The 13,847-nt window shown below is 73.1% G+C and carries 13 protein-coding genes; 10 read left to right on the top strand and 3 right to left on the bottom strand.

Features of this window, described 5'->3' with window-relative positions:
* Positions 1–112 precede the first annotated feature (112 nt).
* Together ACH4TG_RS25670 and ACH4TG_RS25665 are read left to right on the top strand one after the other, a co-directional pair.
* On the top strand, positions 113–1,321 hold the full coding sequence (locus ACH4TG_RS25670) for a sensor histidine kinase (protein ID WP_398244857.1): 1,209 nt from the start codon (positions 113–115) through the stop codon (positions 1,319–1,321).
* Between the two features lie 4 nt (positions 1,322–1,325).
* On the top strand, positions 1,326–1,979 hold the full coding sequence (locus tag ACH4TG_RS25665) for a response regulator (protein WP_398244856.1): 654 nt from the start codon (positions 1,326–1,328) through the stop codon (positions 1,977–1,979).
* 8 nt (positions 1,980–1,987) lie between these two features.
* Here ACH4TG_RS25665 and ACH4TG_RS25660 read toward each other — a convergent pair whose 3' ends face one another.
* Positions 1,988–2,647, bottom strand: a complete 660-nt coding sequence (locus ACH4TG_RS25660; protein ID WP_398244855.1) for a potassium channel family protein — start codon at positions 2,645–2,647, stop codon at positions 1,988–1,990.
* A 67-nt stretch (positions 2,648–2,714) separates the two neighbouring features.
* On the opposite strand from ACH4TG_RS25660, the gene ACH4TG_RS25655 reads away from it, so the two are divergent.
* Positions 2,715–3,272, top strand: coding sequence for an HIT family protein (locus tag ACH4TG_RS25655; RefSeq protein WP_398244853.1), 558 nt, complete (start codon positions 2,715–2,717; stop codon positions 3,270–3,272).
* Positions 3,273–3,275: 3 nt separating this feature from the next.
* On the opposite strand, the gene ACH4TG_RS25650 is transcribed toward ACH4TG_RS25655, so the two are convergent.
* Positions 3,276–4,925, bottom strand: coding sequence for a hypothetical protein (locus ACH4TG_RS25650; protein WP_398244852.1), 1,650 nt, complete (start codon positions 4,923–4,925; stop codon positions 3,276–3,278).
* A gap of 274 nt (positions 4,926–5,199) precedes the next feature.
* On the bottom strand, positions 5,200–7,425 hold the full coding sequence (locus ACH4TG_RS25645) for an elongation factor G-like protein EF-G2 (RefSeq protein ID WP_398244851.1): 2,226 nt from the start codon (positions 7,423–7,425) through the stop codon (positions 5,200–5,202).
* Positions 7,426–7,750: 325 nt separating this feature from the next.
* On the opposite strand from ACH4TG_RS25645, the gene pgsA reads away from it, so the two are divergent.
* The 7 genes from pgsA (at position 7,751) to ACH4TG_RS25610 (ending at position 13,720) form a co-directional block, all read left to right on the top strand.
* The gene (pgsA, locus tag ACH4TG_RS25640; protein WP_398244850.1) at positions 7,751–8,416 is read left to right on the top strand and encodes a phosphatidylinositol phosphate synthase; all 666 of its coding nucleotides are present in this window, start codon (positions 7,751–7,753) and stop codon (positions 8,414–8,416) included.
* Positions 8,413–9,390 carry a phosphatidylinositol mannoside acyltransferase gene (locus ACH4TG_RS25635; RefSeq protein ID WP_398244849.1) on the top strand — a complete coding sequence of 326 codons (978 nt, stop codon included), beginning with the start codon at positions 8,413–8,415 and terminating at the stop codon, positions 9,388–9,390. The genes pgsA and ACH4TG_RS25635 overlap by 4 nt, the downstream gene beginning before the upstream one ends.
* A complete protein-coding gene (locus ACH4TG_RS25630; RefSeq protein WP_398244848.1) occupies positions 9,387–10,589 on the top strand; it encodes a glycosyltransferase family 4 protein in 1,203 nt (400 codons plus the stop codon). The genes ACH4TG_RS25635 and ACH4TG_RS25630 overlap by 4 nt, the downstream gene beginning before the upstream one ends.
* An 11-nt stretch (positions 10,590–10,600) precedes the next feature.
* The gene (locus tag ACH4TG_RS25625) at positions 10,601–11,158 is read left to right on the top strand and encodes a hypothetical protein (protein WP_398244847.1); all 558 of its coding nucleotides are present in this window, start codon (positions 10,601–10,603) and stop codon (positions 11,156–11,158) included.
* Between the two features lie 229 nt (positions 11,159–11,387).
* Complete coding sequence (gene pdxS / locus ACH4TG_RS25620; protein WP_398244846.1) at positions 11,388–12,299, top strand: pyridoxal 5'-phosphate synthase lyase subunit PdxS; 912 nt, start codon at positions 11,388–11,390, stop codon at positions 12,297–12,299.
* A gap of 8 nt (positions 12,300–12,307) precedes the next feature.
* Positions 12,308–12,901: a pyridoxal 5'-phosphate synthase glutaminase subunit PdxT gene (pdxT, locus tag ACH4TG_RS25615; protein WP_398244845.1), complete on the top strand. Its 594-nt coding sequence runs from the start codon at positions 12,308–12,310 to the stop codon at positions 12,899–12,901.
* A 66-nt stretch (positions 12,902–12,967) separates the two neighbouring features.
* The gene (locus tag ACH4TG_RS25610) at positions 12,968–13,720 is read left to right on the top strand and encodes a YebC/PmpR family DNA-binding transcriptional regulator (protein ID WP_398244844.1); all 753 of its coding nucleotides are present in this window, start codon (positions 12,968–12,970) and stop codon (positions 13,718–13,720) included.
* Positions 13,721–13,847: the final 127 nt, after the last annotated feature.

Here is a 13,847-nt window from a genome sequence, read left to right as displayed (position 1 = left end):
GCACCGCGCCCGCCGACGGCCCACCGGTGCGCCCGCACCTCGGCCGACCGGCGGGGACGTTCCGGCCGGTCGGCAGAGGCGCGGCCGCGCGCACCCCACCTACGCTCGATCCATGACCGACGGCCTCGAACTCGCCCTGCCCACCAGGCGGACCTGGCGCGGCTGGGCGATGGACACCGTGCTCTTCTGCGCGGCCCTGTTCCTCGGCCTGGTCGCCCTCGCCGCGGTGAGCAGCCAGGGCGCGCCGGAGCGGTGGGCCGTCCAGTTGGAGCCTGTGCTGGGCCTCACGGCCTGCTGCGCGCTGTGGGGGCGGCGCCGCTTCCCCTTCGCGGTGGCCGTCGTGGGACTGCCCGCCGCGGCACTGGCGGCCAGCGCGCTGCCCGCCTGCGCGGTGATCCTGACCGGCCTCGCCACCCGGCGGCGCTGGCAGCAGTCCCTGCCGGTGTTCTGCGGCTACCTGGTGGCGATGGTGCCGTCCGGGCGGCTGCTCCAGGGGTCGTGGGACGACCTGTGGATCGACACGATCTTCTCGCTCGGCTACCTGCTGACCACCTTCGCCTGCGGCAGCGCGCTGCGCTCGCGGCGGCTGCTGGTCCAGCGGCTGCGGCTGGACGCGGTGCGGGCTGCGGCCGAGCACGAGCGCCGGCTGGCCGACGCCCGCCGCGGGGAGCGCCAGGCCATCGCCCGCGAGATGCACGACGTGCTGGCGCACCGCATCTCCCTGCTGTCGGTGCACGCCGGCGCGCTGGCCTACCGCACCCGGCAGGCCGAGGCCGGCCACGGCCCGGCGCTCAGCGGCGCCGAGGTCGCCGAGAGCGCCGAGGTGATCCGGGGCAACGCCCACGAGGCGGTGCAGGAACTCCAGGAGGTGCTGCACCTGCTGCGGGCCGACGGCGGCGACGAGCCGGCGTCGCTGCTGCCGCGCATCGAGGACATCGGCGGGCTGGTCGACGACGCCCGTGCCACCGGGCAGCCGGTGGACTTCCGCGCCGACGTGCCCGGTGACGCCGTCCGCGACCTGCGTTCCGCGCTGCACCGCACCGCCTACCGGGTGGCCCAGGAGGGCCTGACCAACGCCCGCAAGCACGCGCCCGGCACCCCCGTCAGCGTGCTGCTGGCCGGCCGCCCCGGCGCCGCCCTCACCGTCGAGGTCCGCAACCCGCTGCACGCCGCTGCGGCCGCCGGCGCCCCCATCCCGGGCACCGGCGCCGGACTCACCGGACTCGCCGAACGCGTCCGCCTCGACGGCGGCACCCTGGACCACACCGCCACCGGCGGCATGTTCACCCTGCGCGCCCGGCTACCGTGGCCCGCGAGGTGACGCCATGATCCGAGTGCTGCTGGCCGACGACGACCCGCTGGTGCGGACCGGCCTGAAGCTGATGCTGCGCGGTGCGGACGGCATCGAGGTCGTCGGGGAGGCGGCGGACGGCTCCCAGGTCGCCCCGGCCGTCCGCGAGCAGGCGCCCGACGTGGTGCTCATGGACATCCGGATGCCGGTGATGGACGGCCTGGCGGCCACCCGGGCACTGCACCGCGGCGGCAGCGCCGCCCCGCAGGTGATCGTGCTGACCACCTTCGACGAGCACGCCCTGGTGCTGGAGGCGATGCGGTCCGGCGCCGCCGGCTACCTGGTCAAGCACGCCGCGCCCGAGGACATCGTCGAGGCGGTGCGGCGGGCCGCCCGGGGCGAGCCCGCGCTGTCGCCGTCCGCCGCGCGGGCGCTGGTGCAGCACGCGGCGGCCGGATCCGGCGACCGGTCGGAACGCGCCAGGCGGCAGCTCGCGCAGCTCACCGAGCGCGAGCGGGAGGTGGCCGCGGCGGTCGCCGAGGGCCTGTCCAACACCGAGATCGGCGCCCGGCTGCACCTGTCCGTCGGCACGGTCAAGACCCATCTGTCCAGCGCCCTGGCCAAGCTCGACCTCGACAACCGGGTCCAGCTCGCGCTGCTCACCCACGACGCCCGCCCGCAGTCCTGAAACGGCGGCTACCGCTGCGGCTCCTTCTCGTCCTCGCGCGTGAACGTCTGGATCAGCCAGGACGAGAACGAACCGGTGACCGCGCCGAGCAGCGCCAGGCCGAGCACCATCAGGAACGCGGCGATGACCCGGCCGCCGGACGTCACGGGCGTGACGTCGCCGTAGCCGACGGTGGTGAGCGTCTGGACGACCCACCACAGCGAGTCGCCGAAGGTGCGGATGGTCGCCCCGGACGCGTACCGCTCCTGCTGGTAGACCGCGAGCGCACCGGCGAACCCGAGGAGCACCGCGGTCAGGCTGCCGTAGGCGATGACCCGGCCGTACAGGCTCAGCCGCGGCTCCTCGCGGCGGCGCTGCACCACCTCGTAGAGCCTGACCACCCGCAGCGGGCGCAGCAGCGGCAGGATGGTGGCCACGGTGTCGATCAGGTGGTCGCGGATGTAGGAGGGGCCGAACCTGCGCCCGCTGAGCCGCCACCGCACCGCGTAGTCGACGACGAACAACGCCCAGGTCAGGGCGATCACGGACAGCAGCACACCGTGCACCCAGTCCGGCGCGTGGGGCGCCAGCACGTGTGCCGCGTACGCGCCCAGGTAGAGCAGCGAGGCGGCGAACAGCGGTCCCTCGGCCCGGTTCTCCCACCGGGCCAGGCGGGTGTCGGCGTCCATCCGGCCAGGATCACCGCCCGCGGCCGGGTGCCGGGGCCGCCGACACGCGCCGCACGGGTGAAGTCCTATGCTGATCGGCATGACGAGTGAGCCGGAGCAGCAGATCGGGGCGGGGGATCCGGACGGCTTCCAGCGACTGTGGACCCCGCATCGCATGGCCTACATCCAGGGCGAGAACAAACCCACCGGCCCGGAGGCCGGCGACGGCTGCCCGTTCTGCGCGGTGCCGGCCATGTCGGACGAGGACGGGCTGATCCTCACCCGCGGCGAGCACGTCTACGCGCTGCTCAACCTCTACCCGTACAACAGCGGCCACCTGATGGTGGTGCCCTACCGGCACGTCGCCGACTACACCGAACTGGACGAGCGGGAGACCGCGGAGCTGTCCCTGCTGACCAAGCAGGCGATGGCCGCGCTGCGTTCGGCGTCCGGCGCCCAGGGCTTCAACATCGGCATGAACCAGGGCGGCGTCGCCGGCGCCGGCATCGCCGCCCACCTGCACCAGCACGTGGTGCCGCGCTGGGGCGGCGACATGAACTTCATGCCGGTCGTCGGGCACACCAAGGTGCTGCCCCAACTCCTCGCGGACACGCGGAAGATGCTCGCCGACGCCTGGCTGCGCTGACCGTCACGCGTCGTACGCGTCGGCCTTCTTCGGCTCCACGCCCTGCACCAGGCCGCTCAGCACCATCGAGCGGTTGGTGAAGTGCGAGGTGTCCACGCCGTTCTCCTCCATCACCTGGATCGCGGCCGCGTGCACCGCGCGCAGCACCGGTGTGGCGGCGCGCAGCGCGTCGTCGGCCATGAAGCGGTGCTTCCACGGCTTCCCGGCCCAGGTGTGCCGCAGGCCGAACGGCTCCGGCAGCTTCACCGTGCCGCCCAGGTAGTCCAGGATCGGCGGGAACCAGGTCAGCGGCGCCCGGGCGGCCAGACGCACCACCTCGTTCGAGTTGATCAGCGGCTGGCTGACGGTCTTGGTCTCCCAGAACTTCACCGGCTTGGCGACGGTCTTCTCCGACGGGTCCGGCGCGCTGGTGAACAGGCCGTCGACCGGGCCGAGCGCGTGCCCGGTCACCTCCACCCGCAGGGTGTGCGCCAGCACCGTGACGGTGACCATCAGGGTCAGCACCAGGTTGCCGTCCCAGAGCACGAACTGGATGCCCAGGTAGTGCCGGTTGCCCTTGCCGAACTGCTGGTTGTTGCAGATCCGCTGGATCTCGAAGTCCTTGACGGTGAACGCCTCGACCTCGGCGCCGGTCGGCCGGGAGATCTTCGAGGCGCCCTCGCCGATCGGCACCACCACCCAGTGCCGTATCGAGGCCTTGGGGAAACCGCCGGTGTGCAGCGGGCCGCGCTCCAGCATCCGCAGCTTGTCGTGGACCGCGCGGATCACGTCCCAGCTGCGGAACGGGTGGATCTCGGTGATCCCCTCGCGCGGCAGCAGCTCCTCGGCCAGCTGCCAGCTGCCCCACCGGCTGCCCATGCCCAGTATCCCCTTGGGCCCGGCGTAGAAGACCACGTTGCTGTTCTGCTCGGCCGACAGTTTGGCCAGGCTCTGCCGCAGCCGCTCGGCGCGCACCTGGTTGGGGTTGCGGGGGACCGCCTCCGGGATCTTCGCGCCGATGCCGCTGCCGGCCACCAGCCCCGACCAGCGGTCGCGCAGGTCCTTGGCGCTGCTCTCGCAGATCCGCTTCGCCCAGTACCAGCCGATGACCGGGGCGATCATCACGACCCGGGTGTACTCCCGCCAGAAGCCGCTGAACGGCGGGCGGATGGCCAGCAGCGCGGTGAAGGCGATGACCACCGCCAGCACGATCGCGCCCAGCGTGCCGGCCCGGTTGCCCTTGTCCCGCAGCGCCGCCAGCGAGGTGCGCAGCTGGAACGCGCCCAGCCACAGCAGCACGCCGGGCAGGAAGAGCAGCCCGAACACGCCCATCACCACGGTCAGCCGGGTGTCGCGCTCCTGCCGGAGGCGGTTGGCGGCGAGGCAGTGCTCGACCACGGTCTGCGGCTCGATGCCGAAGGACTGCACCAGCTCCTTGCGGCCGCCGCCGAGCATCCGCACCTGCACGGCGCGGGCGAACGCCTCGCCCAGGTTGGGCGCGAACAGCCGCAGCCGGGGCGGGGTGATCTTGGTGTCCTCGTTGATGTCGACCAGCCCGGTGACCGGGGTGTCGCGGTACGCGGCGGAGGCCAGCGCCTGGGTCGCCGCCGTCTCGCCGTCGAGGCCCGTCAGCGGGACCTGAGCCCCGGGGCTGAAGTCGAACCCGTCCGTCACCAAAGCCCCCAGATCCCAGGTCTCGGGCGTCAGGCCGCCGCGGCCGTTCCGCCCGCCACATCACCCGCTCCGACCGGCCCATTCCCCGCCGGACGGCGTGTCACACGTTCGGAGCACTTCCCAGATTAGCGGCGCGGTGGCCCGCAGGGAGCCTGCGGGCCGCCGAACGACCTTGGTTCCGGGGCCTGTTGGCGGGTCATCCGGGGCGCACACGCAATGTCTGCGCGCCCCGGTCCGCCGCCGGGCTCCGCGGTGCGCCCTCACGGGCGCGGTGTCACCGGGTGTGCTCCCCCTCCTCCGCCTGCTGGCGCAGCCGGGTGGCCTGCGCCGCCGGCATCGGCTCGTGCCGGGCGTAGTGCCGGCTGAACCGGCCCGTGCCGTGGGACAGCGAGCGCAGGTCCACCGCGTACCGGCCGATCTCGATCTCCGGCACCTCGGCGCGCACCAACGACCGTCCGGGACCGGCCGGTTCGGTGCCCAGCACCCGACCGCGCCGGCTCGACAGATCGCTCATCACCGGGCCCACGTACGCGTCCGGCACCAGCACGCCGACCTCGGAGACCGGCTCCAGCAGATGGATCCGGCAGGTCGCGGCGGCCTCCCGCAACGCGAGCGCGCCCGCCGTCTGGAAGGCGGCGTCCGAGGAGTCCACCGAGTGGGCCTTGCCGTCGGAGAGGGTGACCCTGATGTCCACCACCGGGTAGCCCAGGGCCACGCCGCGGGCGGCCTGCGCCCGCACGCCCTTCTCCACCGACGGGATGAACTGGCGCGGCACCGCGCCGCCGATCACCTTGTCCACGAACTCGATGCCCGAACCCACCGGCAGCGGCTCCACCTCGATGTCGCAGATCGCGAACTGGCCGTGCCCGCCGGACTGCTTGACGTGCCGGCCGCGCGCGGTCGCCGCCTCGCCGAACGTCTCGCGCAGCGACACCTTGTGCGGCACCGCGTCGACCTGCACCCCGTAGCGGGTGCGCAGCCGCTCCAGCGCGACGTCCGCGTGCGCCTCGCCCAGGCACCACAGCACGACCTGCCGCGTGTCGGGGTTCTGCTCCAGGCGCATCGTCGGATCCTCGGCCACCAGCCGGGACAGGCCCTGCGACAGCTTGTCCTCGTCGGCCTTGCTGTGCGCCTCGATGGCGACCGGCAGCAGCGGGTCCGGCATCTGCCAGGGCTCCATCAGCAGCGGGCGGTCCTTCGACGACAGCGTGTCCCCGGTCTCGGCGCGGGTCAGCTTGGCCACGCACACCAGGTCGCCGGCCTTCGCGGACGGCACCGGCCGCTGCAGCTTGCCGAACGGCGACGACAGCGCGCCGACCCGCTCGTCCACGTCGTGGTCCTCGTGCCCGCGGTCCTCCATACCGTGCCCCGAGACGTGCACCGTCTCGTCGGGCCGCAGCGTGCCGGAGAACACCCGCACCAGGCTGATCCGGCCCACGTACGGGTCGGAGGCGGTCTTGACGACCTCGGCGGCCAGCGGCCCCTCCGGGTCGCACTCCAGGTCCGGCTCCGGCCGCCCGTCGGGACTGGTCACCGGCGGCGGCGTCCGCTCCAGCGGCGTGGGGAAGCCGCCGGTGACCAGCTCCAGCAGCTCCACCGTGCCCAGGCCCTGCCGGGCGCCCTCGGCGGCCGGGGCGGCCGCCAGCACCGGATGGAAGGTGCCGCGCGCCACCGCCCGCTCCAGGTCGGTGATCAGCGTCTTGACGTCGATCTCCTCGCCGCCCAGATAGCGGTCCATGAGGGTCTCGTCCTCGCTCTCGGCGATGATCCCCTCGATCAGCCGGTTCCTGGCCTCCTGGAGCTCCGGCAGCAGGTCGGGGCCGGGCTGCACCTCGGTGCGCTCACCGCCCGAGTAGTCGAAGACCCGCTGCGTGAGCAGCCCGGCCAGGCCGGTCACCGGCGCGTGGCCGTCCGGCCCCTCCGGGCCGTGCACCGGCAGGTACAGCGGCAGCACCGCGTCGGGATCGTCGCCGCCCAGCTCGGCGGCGCACTGCGCGGCCGTCTCCTCGAAGCCGGCCAGCGCCGACTCCAGGTGCGTGACGACCACCGCCCGGGGCATGCCGACCGCCGCGCACTCGTCCCACACCAGCCGGGTCGCCCCGCCGATGCCCTCGCCGTCCTGCGCGGCCGAGACGACGAAGAGGGCCGCGTCCGCTGCCCGCAGACCGGCCCTCAGCTCCCCGACGAAGTCCGCGTAGCCGGGGGTGTCCAGCACATTGACCTTGATTCCGTCCCACTCCACCGGGACCAGCGACAGCTGCACCGACCGCTGCTGCCGCTGCTCGATCTCGTCGTGGTCGGAGACCGAGCCGCCGTCCTCGACGCGGCCCGCCCTGTTCACCGCTCCGGTGGCCAGCGCGAGCGCCTCCACCAGGGTCGTCTTCCCTGCTCCGCTGTGGCCGACCAGCACCACGTTGCGCACCTTGTCGGGGCGGCCGGCCGCAGGTGCCCCTCCGGCGGCCCCTGATTGAACATCTCTCCTGTCGGATGCACCACCCATGTGTCATTCGCCTCCCGGTCCGTCACCGCATGAGGGACCGCACCCGCGGGACGGGCGCGGATCCGGGGGCGCACCGCACCAGCCACACAGGCGGCTGGGATGACGCCCGCGGTAATTCGACCTTCCCACGGGTGTCACCAGCCGTCCATACGTCGGACGCCCGGCCCGGTCAGGGTGCGGCAGGGCCGTGCGGGCCGACTCCGGCGCGTCCCGGGGCGCGCGGGGAGGTGCCACACGCGTTCGGTGTCGCGGGGCTGGCTACGATGGGCCATCCGGTGGCCGCCTCGGCCGCCGTCGCACTCCTCTCTCACCTGTCGGGAAGGCCATGCTGAACAAGTACGCGCGTGCGTTCTTCACGCGTGTCCTCACGCCGTTCGCCTCGTTCCTGCTGCGCAAGGGGGTGACCCCGGACGCGGTGACGCTCGTCGGCACCGCCGGCGTGGTGGCCGGCGCGCTGGCCTTCTACCCCAGGGGCCAGTTCTTCTGGGGCACGGTCGTGATCACGCTGTTCGTCTTCTCCGACCTGATCGACGGGAACATGGCCCGCCAGATGGGCCGCTCCAGCCGCTGGGGCGCGTTCCTGGACTCCACCCTCGACCGCGTCGCCGACGGCGCGGTCTTCGGCGGCCTGGCGATGTGGTACGCCGGTAAGGGCAACGACCTCGTGCTGTGCGCGGTGACGATCTTCTGCCTGGCCAGCGGCCAGGTGGTGTCCTACACCAAGGCGCGGGGCGAGGCGATCGGGCTGCCGGTGAACGTCAACGGCCTGGTCGAACGGTCCGAGCGGCTGGTGATCACCCTGGTGCTGTGCGGTCTCTCCGGCTTCCACCGGACCTTCGGCGTGCCCGGTATCCAGTGGCTGCTGCCGATCGCGCTGTGGGTGGTGGCCGTCGGCAGCCTGATCACTCTGATCCAGCGCGTGGTCACGGTCCGGCGCGAGGCCGCCGAGGCGGACGCGGCGGCGCTGGCCGACCAGGGGAGCGGCGTGTGAAGGAACGCCTTGTCGACGGGCTCTACGGGCTGGGCTGGAGCGCGGTCAAGACACTGCCGGAGCCGGCCGCCCGGGTCCTCGGCCGGACCATCGCCGACGCGGCCTGGCGGCGGCGCGGCAAGGGCGTCCAGCGGCTGGAGGCGAACCTGGCGCGCGTGGTCCCCGGCGCGGGCGAGCAGCAGCTGCGCGAGCTGTCCCGCAAGGGCATGCGCTCCTACCTGCGGTACTGGATGGAGTCCTTCCGGCTGCCGGCCTGGGGCAAGGACCGCATCCGCGGCGGCTTCGACCCGCAGGACGTGCACTACCTGACCGGGGGACTGGCGGCCGGCGGCGGCGTGATCCTGGCGCTGCCCCACATGGGCAACTACGACCTGGCGGGCGCCTGGGTCACCACGAAGCTGGAGACCCCGTTCACCACCGTCGCCGAGCGGCTGAAGCCGGAGACCCTCTACGGCCGGTTCGTCGCCTACCGCGAGGGCCTGGGCATGGAGGTGCTGCCGCACACCGGCGGCTCCGCGTTCGGGACGCTGGCCAGGCGGCTGCGGGCCGGCGGCCTGGTGTGCCTGGTGGCCGACCGCGACCTGTCGGCCAGCGGCGTCGAGGTCGACTTCTTCGGCGAGAAGACTCGGATGCCCGCCGGGCCCGCGATGCTCGCCCAGCAGACCGGCGCGCTGCTGCTGCCGGTCACCCTCTGGTACGACGACTCGCCGGTCATGCAGGGCCGGGTGCACCCGCCGATCGCCGTGCCGGAGACCGGCGACCGGGCGTCCCGCACGGCCGCCATGACGCAGGCGCTGGCCGACGTGTACGCCTCGGGCATCGCCGACCACCCCGAGGACTGGCACATGCTGCAGCGGCTGTGGCTCTCCGACCTCCCCCCGCGGCCGCCGGCGGCCGGCGGGCAACCTGCCGCCGCCCAGGGAACGTCCACCACGACGTCACCCGCAGAAGGCTCCGGAACGGAGAACGCGTGAGGATCGGGATCGTCTGCCCGTACTCCTGGGACGTCCCCGGAGGCGTCCAGTTCCACATCCGCGACCTGGCCCAGCACCTCATCGGGCTCGGCCACGAGCTGTCCGTGCTCGCCCCCGCGGACGACGAGACACCGCTGCCGCCCTACGTCGTGTCCGCCGGCCGCGCCGTCCCGGTGCCGTACAACGGGTCGGTCGCCCGGCTCAACTTCGGCTTCCTGTCCGCCGCGCGGGTACGCCGCTGGCTGCACGAGGGCAACTTCGACGTCATCCACATCCACGAGCCGGCCTCGCCCTCGCTGGGCCTGCTGTCGTGCTGGGCCGCGCAGGGCCCGATCGTGGCCACCTTCCACACCTCCAACCCGCGGTCGCGCGCGATGATCGCCGCGTACCCGATCCTGCAGCCCGCGCTGGAGAAGATCCGGGCCCGGATCGCGGTGAGCGAGTACGCCCGGCGCACCCTCGTGGAGCACCTGGGCGGCGACGCCGTCGTCATCCCCAACGGCGTCGACGTCGACTTCTTCGCCGGCGCCGAGCCGAGGAAGGAGTGGCAGTCCGGCACCATCGGCTTCATCGGCCGGATCGACGAGCCGCGCAAGGGCCTGCCCGTGCTGATCAGGGCGCTGCCCGCGATCCTCGCCGAGCGCCCCGGCACCCGGCTGCTGGTCGCCGGCCGCGGGGACGCCGAGGAGGCCGTGCAGGGGCTGCCGCGGGAGATGCGGGACCGCGTGGAGTTCCTCGGCATGGTCAGCGACGAGGACAAGGCCCGGCTGCTGCGCAGCGTCGACCTGTACGTGGCGCCCAACACCGGCGGCGAGTCCTTCGGCATCATCCTGGTGGAGGCCATGTCGGCCGGCGCGCCGGTGCTCGCCAGCGATCTGGACGCCTTCGCGCAGGTCCTCGACCAGGGCGCCGCCGGCGAGCTGTTCGCCAACGAGGACGCCGACGCGCTGGCGGCCGCCGCCGTCCGGCTGCTGGGCGACCCGGAGCGCCGCGAGGAGCTGCGCAGCAGGGCCGCCGCCCATGTGCGCCGCTTCGACTGGTCGGTGGTCGGCGGCGACATCCTCGCCGTGTACGAGACCGTCGCGGACGGCGCGGCGCACGTCGCGACCGACGAACGCACCGGGCTGCGGGCCCGGTTCGGCCTCGGCCGGGACGACTCGGGCGACCGCTCCGACCGCACCTACCGGCCCCGCCGGTAACCTTGCCGCCCGTGACCACCACCATCATCTGGGTCGCGGTCGCCGTCGTGGCCGTGGGTCTGTACCTGAGCTGGACGGCGGGCCGCCTCGACCGGCTGCACGCGCGGATCGACGCCGCCCGGGCGGCCCTGGACGCACAACTGCTGCGGCGCGCCTCGGTCGCCCAGGAACTGGCGACCGCGGGCGTCCTCGACCCGGCCGCCTCGATCGTGCTGTACGAGTCCGCGCACGCCGCCCGGCAGGCGGAGGCCGAGCAGCGCGAAGTGGCCGAGAGCGAGTTGAGCCAGGCACTGCGGGCGGTGTTCTCCGAGGGCGAGACGGTCACCGCGGTCCGCGAGGCGCCGGGCGGGACGGAGGCGATCGGCGAGCTCACCCAGGCGGTACGGCGGGTGCCGATGGCCCGGCGCTTCCACAACGACGCGGTGCGCGCCGCCCGGCTGGTCCGCGAGCACCGGGTGGTGCGCTGGCTGCGGCTGGCCGGCCACGCGCCCTTCCCCATGGCCTTCGAGATGGACGACGAGCCGCCGATCGTGCTGACCTCGGACGGCGGGGCCAGCGCGGTCCGCTGAACCGGCGCGCGGCGGGGCGGCCGAACCGGCGCGCGGCCATGCGGCCGAACCGGCGGATCGCCGGGCGGCCGCGGTCCGCCGCGGCGCGGGCGGCCGGCCGATCGGCGCCACGCGGGAGCCACTGCCCCGGAATTGGCCCTTTTCCACTGCCGGCGGCCCGCCGGACGATAGGCGCAGACCGTGGCACAACCATGGTCGAATCCGTCCTTTCGTCAGGAACGAGGTCACCGTGTCCACCACCCCGCCCCCCGCCGCCACCCCCGAGACCGGCACCGCGCGCGTCAAGCGCGGCATGGCCGAGCAGCTCAAGGGCGGCGTGATCATGGATGTCGTCACCCCGGAGCAGGCGAAGATCGCCGAGGACGCGGGCGCCGTGGCCGTCATGGCCCTGGAGCGGGTGCCCGCCGACATCCGCAAGGACGGGGGTGTGGCGCGGATGTCCGACCCCGACATGATCGAGGGCATCATCAGCGCGGTCTCGATCCCGGTCATGGCCAAGTCCCGCATCGGCCACTTCGTCGAGGCCCAGGTGCTCCAGGCGCTCGGCGTCGACTACATCGACGAGTCCGAGGTGCTCACCCCGGCCGACGAGGTCAACCACTCCGACAAGTGGGCGTTCACCACCCCCTTCGTGTGCGGCGCCACCAACCTGGGCGAGGCCCTGCGCCGGATCGCCGAGGGCGCGGCGATGATCCGCTCCAAGGGCGAGGCCGGCACCGGCAACGTCGTCGAGGCGGTCCGCCACCTGCGCCAGATCAAGGGCGAGATCTCCCGCCTGAGGGGCCTGGACAACAACGAGCTGTACGCCGCGGCCAAGGAGCTGCGCGCCCCCTACGAGCTGGTCAAGGAGGTCGCGGAGCTGGGCAAGCTGCCCGTCGTGCTGTTCTCCGCCGGCGGCGTGGCCACCCCCGCGGACGCCGCGCTCATGCGCCAGCTGGGCGCCGAGGGCGTGTTCGTCGGCTCCGGCATCTTCAAGTCCGGCGACCCGGCCAAGCGGGCCGCGGCGATCGTCCGCGCCACCACCTTCTTCGACGACCCGAAGGTCATCGCGGACTCCTCCCGCAACCTCGGCGAGGCCATGGTCGGCATCAACTGCGACGAGCTCCCGGAGTCCGAGCGCTACGCCAACCGGGGCTGGTAACGCCCACGATGAGCAGCACCCCCACCATCGGCGTCCTGGCACTGCAGGGCGATGTGCGGGAGCACCTGGCGGCACTGGCCGCGGCGGACGCCGCGGCCGTGCCGGTCCGGCGCCCCGAGGAACTGGCCGCCCTCGACGGCCTGGTCATACCCGGCGGCGAGTCCACCACGATCTCCAAACTCGCCGTGCTCTTCGGCCTGATGGAGCCGCTGCGCGACGCGATCAGGGACGGCCTGCCGGTCTACGGCACCTGCGCCGGGCTGATCATGCTCGCCGACAAGATCCTCGACCCGCGCAGCGGCCAGGAGACCTTCGGCGGCATCGACATGATCGTCCGCCGCAACGCCTTCGGGCGGCAGAACGAGTCCTTCGAGGCCCGGGTCGACGTGCGCGGCGTGCCCGGAGGTGCGGTCGACGGCGTCTTCATCCGCGCCCCGTGGGTGGAGTCGGTGGGAGCCGGCGCCGAGGTGCTGGCCGAGTACGGCGGGCACATCGTCGCGGTGCGGCAGGGCCCGGTGATGGCCACGTCCTTCCATCCCGAGCTGACCGGCGACCACCGCGTCCATGAACTCTTCGTGCACACAGTGCGCACCGGGAGCTGACCGCGCACCGGTAGGATCGACCGCGCGACGTAGTACAGATATCGGTGACGCGAAGGAGACAGTCGGATGTCCGGCCACTCTAAATGGGCGACGACGAAGCACAAGAAGGCCGTGATCGATGCCAAGCGCGGCAAGCTCTTCGCGAAGCTGATCAAGAACATCGAGGTCGCGGCCCGCACCGGTGGTGCCGACCCTGACGGCAACCCCACGCTCTTCGACGCCATCCAGAAGGCCAAGAAGCAGTCGGTGCCGAACAAGAACATCGACAGCGCGGTCAAGCGCGGCTCCGGCCAGGAGGCCGGCGGCGCCGATTACCAGACGATCATGTACGAGGGCTACGGCCCGAACGGCGTGGCGGTGCTCATCGAGTGCCTGACCGACAACCGCAACCGCGCCGCCTCCGACGTGCGGGTCGCCATGACCCGCAACGGCGGCTCGATGGCCGACCCCGGCTCGGTGTCGTACCTGTTCAACCGCAAGGGCGTGGTGATCGTCCCCAAGTCCGAGCTGTCCGAGGACGACGTGCTGGGCGCGGTGCTCGACGCGGGCGCCGAGGAGGTCAACGACCTCGGCGAGTCCTTCGAGGTGATCAGCGAGGCCACCGACCTGGTGCCGGTCCGCAAGGCCCTGCAGGAGGCCGGCATCGACTACGACTCGGCCGACGCCAACTTCCTGCCGACCATGCAGGTCGAGCTGGACGAGGACGGCGCGCGCAAGATCTTCAAGCTCATCGACGCGCTGGAGGACAGCGACGACGTGCAGAACGTCTTCGCCAACTTCGACGTCTCCGACGAGGTCATGGAGAAGGTCGACGCCTGACGCCGCACCCCTGACGCAACGCCGGGCGAGGGGCCGGCGGGGACACACCCCGCCGGCCCCTCGCCCGTTTGTCAGTGCGAACCGATAGCCTGCGGGAACAGGGCGGACGGCGGTGCGAAGGGAGGGG

The organism is Streptomyces sp. NPDC020917, assembly GCF_044333795.1.
Classification (GTDB): Bacteria; Actinomycetota; Actinomycetes; order Streptomycetales; family Streptomycetaceae; genus Actinacidiphila.
This window is presented reverse-complemented; position numbering and strand designations above follow the sequence as displayed.

Coding starts and splice junctions, on each gene's coding strand:
- ACH4TG_RS25670 (WP_398244857.1), top strand. CDS start 113: ATGACCGACGGCCTCGAACTCGCCCTGCCCACCAGGCGGACCTGGCGC.
- ACH4TG_RS25665 (WP_398244856.1), top strand. CDS start 1,326: ATGATCCGAGTGCTGCTGGCCGACGACGACCCGCTGGTGCGGACCGGC.
- ACH4TG_RS25660 (WP_398244855.1), bottom strand. CDS start 2,647: ATGGACGCCGACACCCGCCTGGCCCGGTGGGAGAACCGGGCCGAGGGA.
- ACH4TG_RS25655 (WP_398244853.1), top strand. CDS start 2,715: ATGCTGATCGGCATGACGAGTGAGCCGGAGCAGCAGATCGGGGCGGGG.
- ACH4TG_RS25645 (WP_398244851.1), bottom strand. CDS start 7,425: ATGGGTGGTGCATCCGACAGGAGAGATGTTCAATCAGGGGCCGCCGGA.
- pgsA (WP_398244850.1), top strand. CDS start 7,751: ATGCTGAACAAGTACGCGCGTGCGTTCTTCACGCGTGTCCTCACGCCG.
- pdxT (WP_398244845.1), top strand. CDS start 12,308: ATGAGCAGCACCCCCACCATCGGCGTCCTGGCACTGCAGGGCGATGTG.
- ACH4TG_RS25610 (WP_398244844.1), top strand. CDS start 12,968: ATGTCCGGCCACTCTAAATGGGCGACGACGAAGCACAAGAAGGCCGTG.